Origin of the sequence: Corallococcus sp. AB049A (assembly GCF_003668885.1) — a bacterium.
Lineage (GTDB): Bacteria > Myxococcota > Myxococcia > Myxococcales > Myxococcaceae > Corallococcus > Corallococcus interemptor.
The window spans coordinates 1-7,620 of sequence record NZ_RAWL01000408.1 but is presented as its reverse complement, the minus strand read 5'-3'; the positions used below and the strand labels follow the sequence as shown (position 1 = coordinate 7,620).

Genomic DNA, 7,620 nt, shown 5'->3' with positions numbered 1-7,620 from the left:
CGCCCAGGGTGCTCTTGCCCGCGCCGGAGTGCCCCACGAACAGCGCGGCCCGGCCCTCGTGCGCCAATCCCACGCCGTGCACGAGCAGCCCGCCCCGCTTCGCCAGCGCGGACGCGAGCATGATCTTGATCACGTTCTCCACCGGGTACCGCCCGGTTCCGACGACGTCCGCGCGGCACCGGTCCCGGGAGAGCATGGCCGAATATCCGGCGCCCTCCACGCGCAGCGTCCCTGCGTCACCGGGCTCCAGCCGGGGCAGCTCCTGCACGGTGGGGGGAGAAACAGGGCTGGGAGGGTTGCGCATCACCAGCCGGGCCTCGTCGGAGGCCACGGCATCGGGAGCACGGAACGCGCCGAACACGCGCTGGAGCGGGCCCGCGAGCGCCGCGTCCTCGACCTCGAGCGCCACCGTCCACCCGGCCAGGGTGATCCGGAGGACCGCGTCACGGGGACCCGGCGAGGGGTCCCCGCCGTTCACGGCACGCACTCCGATTCGCCGGGGATGGTGCACATGGAGATCTGCGCCAGCGCGACGAAGGGCTGCTCCCACACGATGGCGGGAGGCACGTACACCGCGGGCGCGGCCGGCGGCTTCGGCAGGGACGGACGCACGGGAGGCTGTGCAGGGCGTTGGCTCACGTGTTGGCCCACCTAGAAGGGCACCGGGAAGGCACAGATTCGACCATCCGCGGTACCGACATGCAACCGCGCAACGACGTTGTCGATGGTCGGCGTGCCGATGGCCTGCGCCGACGACACGGTCACCTGCCCGGAGTCCAACCCCGTCTCCGACTCCAGCTGGTGCACCTTGCCATCCGAGCTGCCGACGTAGATGCGCGCCACGCCGTTCTGGTTGAGGGTGAAGGAGCCGGCCGGCCCCGCGACGGGCGTGGTCCACATCAACTTCGGCACGTTGGTCGCGTCCATCTCATAGCGCTCCACCCTGCCGTCCGCCGTGCTCACCACGAAGCCCTTGCCCAGCGGCCGCGCGAAGTGGGTGAAGGCCCGCGCGGTGGTGGGCCGCACGGTGACCGTCCAGGCCGTCGCGTACGTGGCCGGGTTCACGCCGTACACCCGGCCGTCGTTGGCGGTGACGAGGATCTGGTTGCTCGTGGCGTTGCGGACCACGCCGAACTCCAGGTCGCCCAGCGCCAGCCGCGCCACCTCCGCGCCCGTGAGGCTGTTGAGCACGCGCAGCGTGGCCGTGCTGGTGCCCGACTTGGTCGCCACGTAGAGGCGGTTCGTCGTGTAGTCCACCAGCATGCCGCCGCTGACCATGCCCAGGTCTCCGGGGCGGTAGCGCCAGATGAGCGCGCCCGTGGCCGCGTTCAGCGCGACCACCTGGTTCAGCGCGGACGTGTTGCGCGTGGCGAAGATGGCCAGGTCGATGTTCGAGTGCGTCGTCCGGTACTCCGGGTTCGCGTAGTCCAACAGCTGCGTCACCGGGAACGAGCTGATGTTCCCCAGGCCCAGCGTGGTGTTGCGCCACAGGAACTCGCCCGTGGCCGCGTTGAGCACCGCCGGCACGCCGGACTGGTCGCCCACGACGATCCACTGCTGCCCGGGCCGGCCCAACAGCGGCACCACCGGGAAGCGGCTGCCAATCAGGCCCGTCATCTTCACCGGCCGGAAGCGCTCGGCGCCGTCCTCGGAGGGGTTCACGGTGTTCGTGAGCGAGCCCACGATCGAGTCGTTGTACGAGCTGAAGATGCCCACGCCCAGCTCGGTGACGGGCTGGAGCAGCGAGGACAGGCCCACCGAGTAGCACCACAGCGGATTGCCCGCGACGCGCGCCCGGGGCGCGGCCAGGAGGCCCTGCGACGTAGGCTGGTTGCCCGGCCCGTAGCGCAGATGATCATCCGCGTTGAACACGCGGTAGACGTACGTCGTGCCGTTGGTCACGGCCGTGTCCGTGAAGGACGACGCGGAGCTGAACTCGTCCATGTACGCCACCGTCGCGTTGCCCACCGTGTCCCCCACCGCGTAGCGCACGCCGCTGGTGGGCGCGGTGTTGGGCCGGGTCCCCTCCGCGCGCAGCACCAGGGTGCCGCCGTGGTTGAAGGGGTTGTCCCACGTGAGCGTCACGCTGCCGTCGCGGGCCACGCCGGTGAGGCGCTCCACGTCCGGGGACGCGGTGACCGCGAGCAGCGTCATCATCGCCTCCACGCGGATGCGCGGATCGTTCCAGCCCTGGTTCAGCTCCAGCCGGTGGCGGAACGCCGTGTCCGCGGTGACGGCCGTGAAGCCCGAATAGGTGATGCGGAAGGTGGCCTCGCCGCCCACCGGGATGCCGGTCTCCGACTCCCAGTTGTAGCCGGCCGCGTCCGTGGAGACGGCCCAGTCCCCGAACGGCTGCGGGCCCGACGCGGCCACGGAGAAGTAGTTCACCGCGGGCTTGAACAGCTTCACTTCGTAGATGGGCAGCGTGCCCCGGTTCTGCACCGTGTACGCCACCGTCACGCCCGTGGCCGCGGTGGACACCGTCTCCTGGCTCAGCCGCACGCGGTGCTCCACGATGCGGCCCTTGCGCGCCGTCACCGCGTCCCCTGCCACGGAGGAACCGTTGAGCGTCCCGTCCACCTGCGCCTGGAACTGGTAGCTGGCGCCCGGCGACCCGGACACCTGGTAGCGCCACGTGAACTGCGCGGAGGCTCCCGGCGCCAGCTGCGCCACGCTCTCCGGCGACGGACCGGACACGAGCGACGCCGTCGCGCTGCCCAGCAGCACCGGCGTGCGCGGGCGCACCTGGGTGTACGTGTTCGCGCTGGACGTGTTGAACACCGAGAGGCGCAGCGTCACCTGCTCTCCGCTGAAGGCGTCCACGACGTCCATGTCCGCCGCCGCCGCCAGGTTGCCCACGTCCCCCATGGGCGAGTCCGCCAGCGGAGCGTTCGCGTTCGTCGCGCGCGCCCGGACGCGAGCGGCCCCGGCGCCGGCGGCGGTGGCCCGCAGATTGACCGCGATGACGCCCGCGGCACGCGCCGCCACGGACACGTTGTTCGAGGGGACCTTGCTCACGGTGGTGAGCGGCGCACCGGTCGTGGACGTGGGATTGTCCACGGCCACGGAGGCCGTGCCGGTGCCGCGGTTCTCCACCACCACGCGCGCCGCGGTGGTGCCGTTGACCGCCAGCATGCGCGGCGCCAGCGTCACGTTCGTGATCAGGATGGCCCGCGTCCACGCGGTCATGCTGTTGATGTTGAAGGTGTAGTTCGTGCCGCCGCACTGGTCGCGGGCGTACGTGCCCGCCGCGAAGCGCTCGGTGTTGTTGTCGGTGGAGCGGTTGCCCGGGGCCACCACGTTCAGCACGAAGCGCGCGGACTGGTTGCGATCCAGGCCGCGCCCGTCGTCCACGCAGCCCTTCGTGGACTGGAAGGTGATGCGCCGCACGTTGGAGTCGATGTACTCGACCTTCCAGTCCGGGTTCTCCTCCGCCGGCAGGCCGCCCAGCAGCTGGTAGCCCGTGGGCAGGACGAAGGAGACCTCCGACAGGCGGGCGTCTCTCGTGGCATTGGTCGTGTTCGTCACCTCCACGACGAGCTCGGACGCGTCTTCCATCACCACGCGCGCGACCGTCTCTCCGGCGGCGGGGATGGGGCGCGCGGACCAGGTCTGGGAGAAGCCCACCGCGGGCAGCAGCACGGCGGCGAGCGCGAGGATGCGGACGTTCATGGCGTGCCTCACGTCACGGCTCCAGGGTGAAGGACGTGGCGGCCAGCTGCGCCCCATCCAGGAAGAAGCGCACCTGCCAGGTGCCCGTCATGCGCGCCATGGACACCGGCGTGCCCGCCACCGGCAGCGAATAGCGCAGCGTGCGCGACTCGTCCGGCGGCGCCACCACCGTGGCGCTCCGCTTCTCGTACGGACGCCCGCCCGGCGCGATGAACTCCACGTCCACCTGGCCCTTGTGGGGCACGCCGCTGACCACGAAGTCCACGTCCACCTGCTGCACCTCGGACAGGGCCGTGGGCTCCGAGCCCGCGCCCACCACCTCCGCGCTCCCGGTCGGGGGCGGCAGCACCTCCGGCGGAGGCGGCTCTTCCGGTGGCGGCTCCTCCACGGCGGGAGCCGGGGGCGGCCGGGCCACGCTCCCGCCACCGGCCAGCACGTCGGTCGGATCCACGGAGGTGACGGAGCCCTTGTCAGGCCCCGGATTCACGGCCGGCGGCGGCAGGGGGGACACCCCTTCCGAGCACGCCGACAGCACCATCGCACCCGCCAGCACGGCTACGCGCGCCCGCATCATGTCTCCTCCAGAGGCGCGGCACCGGCCGGCGCGCGCACTTCGTCCAACAGGCCCTTGCGCTGGAGCTCCCCCAGGAAGCGCAGCGTGTCGGCCAGCACCGGACCGACGTCGGTCGAAAACTCGGAAGCCACCTGCTCCGCCACTGCCCGGGCCGTGCGCTGTCCATCGCACAGCGCCCAGATGCGCGCCGCCGTCGGGTTGAGCCCGCGCAGCGTGCGCCCCTCCGCGTCCAGCACCAGGAAGTCCGCGCCGAAGCCCTCCCCCGAGGTCCCCGCACGCCGCCGGGGAACGCTGCCTTCCGGAAAGCTCATGCGCGGCCCGGCCTTCCCAGCCACGAGGCCAGCTGTCGCTTCAGCGTCGCGCGCCAGCGGCCCAGGCGCCGAGGCCCCACGTCCCAGCGGTCCATCTCCAGCAGCGCTCCGCCCCGGCGCACACGCCGCGCACGCCCCAGGATACGGATGAGCGGCAGCGGCGGATCTTCCATGACGCCGTTGTCCCCGCGAAGCGCGCACAGGCTGCCGTCGCACCAGCGCACCCGGTGCAGCACCAGCGAGGACTCGAAGCGCGCCAGCACCACCTCACCCGGGCGAGGCGCGTCCACCAGCGGCTCCACCTCCGCCACGTCCCCCGCGCGCAACGACGGCCACATGCTGTCCCCGGCGACGGGGATCCAGCGAGGGCCATCGATCACGGAGACGGGCTGGGGAGCGCTCGACATTGCAGGCCGAAGGTACTCCAAACTCTCAACCCTCGCGAATCCCCTGGCCCACCTTCCCCCAGCGATTCCCAGGACTTACGGCACTTGACACCTTTACTCCGGGATTTTCAGGGAAGACGGGCCGCCCCCCTCCCCTCCGGCCGGGCGCGTCATGCCGGAGGGGGGCTGGATCAGGACACCGGGGCCTGGGCCGGGGCTTCCGGCTGGGCGCGCACGGTGGCGGCCACGTTGTCGAGCGCGACGGGCACGGAGTCACCGCCGGCCATGGGCTTGAGCTTCGCCTGGCCGCTGGTGCGCTCCTGCTCGCCCAGCACCAGCGTGAAGCGGGCGCCGGACTTGTCCGCGCGCTTCATCTGGCTCTTGAGGCTGCCGCCGCGCGTGTCGAAGTCCACCTTCAGGCCCTCGCGGCGCAGGCGGCTGGCCAGCTTCAGGCCTTCGTCGTGGCTCGTCTCGTCCACGGCGATGAACAGGTCCGGCCGCTGGATGAACGTCTTGCCGCTCTCCTTGAGCAGCAGCACCAGCCGGTCCAGGCCCATGGCGAAGCCCACCGCGGGCACGTCCGGCCCGCCCAGGCCCTTCATCATCTTGTCGTAGCGCCCGCCGCCGCCCACGGTGCTGGCCGTGCGCAGCGCGGGGTGCGCGGCGATGAACTCGAAGACGGTGCGCGTGTAGTAGTCCAGGCCGCGCACCAGCCGGTGGTTCACCACGTAGCGCACGCCCAGCGCGCCCAGCTTGCGCTGCAGGTCCGTGAAGTGCGTGCGGCACGGCTCGCACAGGAACTCGAGCACGTTGGGGCCGGCGGCGGCCACCGACTGGCACTTCTCGTTCTTGCAGTCGAGCACGCGCAGCGGGTTGCGCTCCAGCCGCTGCTGGCAGTCCCCGCACAGCTCCTCGCGGTGGGACTTGAGGTAGTCCACCAGCTTCGCGTGGTACGCGGGCCGGCAGTTCTCGTCGCCCAGCGAGTTGATGTTCAGGGTGACCTCCTGAAGGCCCAGGGCCTCCAGGAACTGCACCACCATGTCCATCAGCTCCGCGTCCTGCGCGGGCTCCTTGGCGCCGTAGGCCTCCGCGCCAATCTGGTAGAACTGACGGTAGCGGCCCGTCTGCATCCGCTCGTAGCGGAACATGGGCCCCGTGTAGAACCAGCGCGACACCGGCTCCTGGTTGTTCACCGAGTGCTCGATGTACGCGCGCGCCGCCGGCGCGGTGCCCTCCGGACGCAGGGACAGGCTGCGGCCGCCCTTGTCCTCGAAGGTGTACATCTCCTTGCCGACGATGTCCGTCTCCTCGCCCACGCTGCGCACGAAGAGCGCGGTGTCCTCCACCATGGGCGTGCGCACCTCGCCGTAGCCGAAGCGGCCGAACAGCGTGCGCGCGGTGGACTCGACGAACTGCCACACTTCAATCTCGCCCGGCAGAAGGTCGTTCATCCCCTTCACGCCGTTGATCTTCTGGCTCACGTGATGACTCCGATACGCGTGCCCATGCGCACCACCGCTTCCGGCTGCATGCTGTCGTCCCAGCGCACGCGGCCGGGCTCGAAGCAGAGGATGACGGTGGAGCCCATCTCGAAGCGGCCCAGCTCGCCACCCTTCTCCACCGGGATGGCCGTGCCGTACTGGTGCACCTTGCCGGGCTGCCCGATGTGCGTGGTGATGTCCTCGTAGGACGCCTTGATGCGCGACACGCAGGTGGCGCCCACCTTCACCACCGCCACCTTGCCGGCCACGGTGTCCAGGTACGTGATGAGCCGCTCGTTCACGCAGAACAGCGACTGCTTGTTCTTCACCGACGCGGGGTTCACCGGCCAGAACTCACCCGGGATGTACGCGTACCCGGTGATGGTGCCGCCCAGCGGCGAGTGGATGCGGTGGTAGTCGCGCGGGGACAGGTACACCGTCGTCCAGGCGCCGCCGTGGAAGGGCTTCGCGGCCTGCGCGTCACCCAGCAGCTCGTCCACCGTGTACTCGATGCCCTTGGCCTGCAGGCACCGGCCGTTGTCCGCGTAGCCCACCTGCGACACGCGGCCGTCCACCGGGGACACGACGACCTTCTCACCGGCGTCCACCGGGCGCAGGCCCGGCTTCAGGCCGCGGGTGAAGAACTGGGCGAAGGTCGGGTACTTCTCGAAGGCGTGCTCCGCCTCCTCCATGTCCACGTTGTACGCCTTGGCGAAGGCGCGCATGGCCCAGTGGTGCACCGGCGCGGGCGCGGGCAGGCGCGTGGCCAGGCCCACCGCGGAGGACACCGCCGACTTGGGCAGCACACGCATCAACTTCATGAAGGTCTGTTCGTTCATCGAAGGTCGTCAGCTCTTGAATGAGAAAGGTTCAACGCCCGGCATCGGTCTCGGGCACCGTGCCGCCGTCCGCATAACGGCGCACGGTCCGCATGGCGCTCTTGGGTAACAGCGCCAACACCCGGCCGTCTTCAATCACCAGCGAGGTGTCGCGGTGGGTGGGGTACTCCAGCTGGCAGGCCGCCCGGTCGCTCAGCTGCCAGGTGTCCCGCATTCCCCGCCCTTCCACCGTGACGGGCACGGAGCGGATGAAACAGCCGCGGAAGCCCGCCACCAGCTCGGAGGCCGGGGTGCCCATCTGGGGCCCGGCAATCACCCCGGCGTCCCCGGGGCCGGCGTCCGCTGCCTCCGCCGCCA

At 71.0% G+C, this 7,620-nt stretch carries 7 protein-coding genes and 2 pseudogenes; all 9 read right to left on the bottom strand.

Annotated features, from left to right (window positions below):
* A pseudogene (locus tag D7X55_RS31690) lies at positions 1-478 on the bottom strand (hypothetical protein); the annotation flags it as partial.
* Positions 475-639 (bottom strand): hypothetical protein, encoded by a 165-nt coding sequence (locus D7X55_RS43610; protein WP_158626451.1) that lies wholly within the window; start codon positions 637-639, stop codon positions 475-477. The gene D7X55_RS43610 and the pseudogene D7X55_RS31690, both read right to left, overlap by 4 nt.
* Positions 640-651: 12 nt before the next feature.
* A complete protein-coding gene (locus tag D7X55_RS31685) occupies positions 652-3,672 on the bottom strand; it encodes a PQQ-binding-like beta-propeller repeat protein (protein WP_121725017.1) in 3,021 nt (1,006 codons plus the stop codon).
* 13 nt (positions 3,673-3,685) lie between these two features.
* Positions 3,686-4,246, bottom strand: a complete 561-nt coding sequence (locus tag D7X55_RS31680) for a hypothetical protein (RefSeq protein ID WP_120552949.1) — start codon at positions 4,244-4,246, stop codon at positions 3,686-3,688.
* Complete coding sequence (locus tag D7X55_RS31675) at positions 4,243-4,557, bottom strand: PqqD family protein (RefSeq protein WP_120552950.1); 315 nt, start codon at positions 4,555-4,557, stop codon at positions 4,243-4,245. The genes D7X55_RS31680 and D7X55_RS31675 overlap by 4 nt, the downstream gene beginning before the upstream one ends.
* Positions 4,554-4,964, bottom strand: coding sequence for a S24/S26 family peptidase (locus D7X55_RS31670; protein WP_279637409.1), 411 nt, complete (start codon positions 4,962-4,964; stop codon positions 4,554-4,556). Before D7X55_RS31670 ends, D7X55_RS31675 begins: the two co-directional genes overlap by 4 nt.
* A gap of 170 nt (positions 4,965-5,134) precedes the next feature.
* Positions 5,135-6,424, bottom strand: coding sequence for a histidine--tRNA ligase (hisS, locus tag D7X55_RS31665; protein ID WP_120552951.1), 1,290 nt, complete (start codon positions 6,422-6,424; stop codon positions 5,135-5,137).
* Positions 6,421-7,263 carry an archaetidylserine decarboxylase gene (gene asd, locus D7X55_RS31660; protein ID WP_120552952.1) on the bottom strand — a complete coding sequence of 281 codons (843 nt, stop codon included), beginning with the start codon at positions 7,261-7,263 and terminating at the stop codon, positions 6,421-6,423. Before asd ends, hisS begins: the two co-directional genes overlap by 4 nt.
* Before the next feature lie 31 nt (positions 7,264-7,294).
* Positions 7,295-7,620 (bottom strand): annotated as a pseudogene (locus D7X55_RS31655) (hypothetical protein); the annotation flags it as partial.

Bases quoted from the DNA above. Each gene is read 5' to 3' on its own strand.
- D7X55_RS31675 (WP_120552950.1), bottom strand. From the start codon at position 4,557: ATGAGCTTTCCGGAAGGCAGCGTTCCCCGGCGGCGTGCGGGGACCTCG.
- D7X55_RS31680 (WP_120552949.1), bottom strand. From the start codon at position 4,246: ATGATGCGGGCGCGCGTAGCCGTGCTGGCGGGTGCGATGGTGCTGTCG.
- D7X55_RS31685 (WP_121725017.1), bottom strand. From the start codon at position 3,672: ATGAACGTCCGCATCCTCGCGCTCGCCGCCGTGCTGCTGCCCGCGGTG.
- asd (WP_120552952.1), bottom strand. From the start codon at position 7,263: ATGAACGAACAGACCTTCATGAAGTTGATGCGTGTGCTGCCCAAGTCG.
- D7X55_RS31670 (WP_279637409.1), bottom strand. From the start codon at position 4,964: ATGTCGAGCGCTCCCCAGCCCGTCTCCGTGATCGATGGCCCTCGCTGG.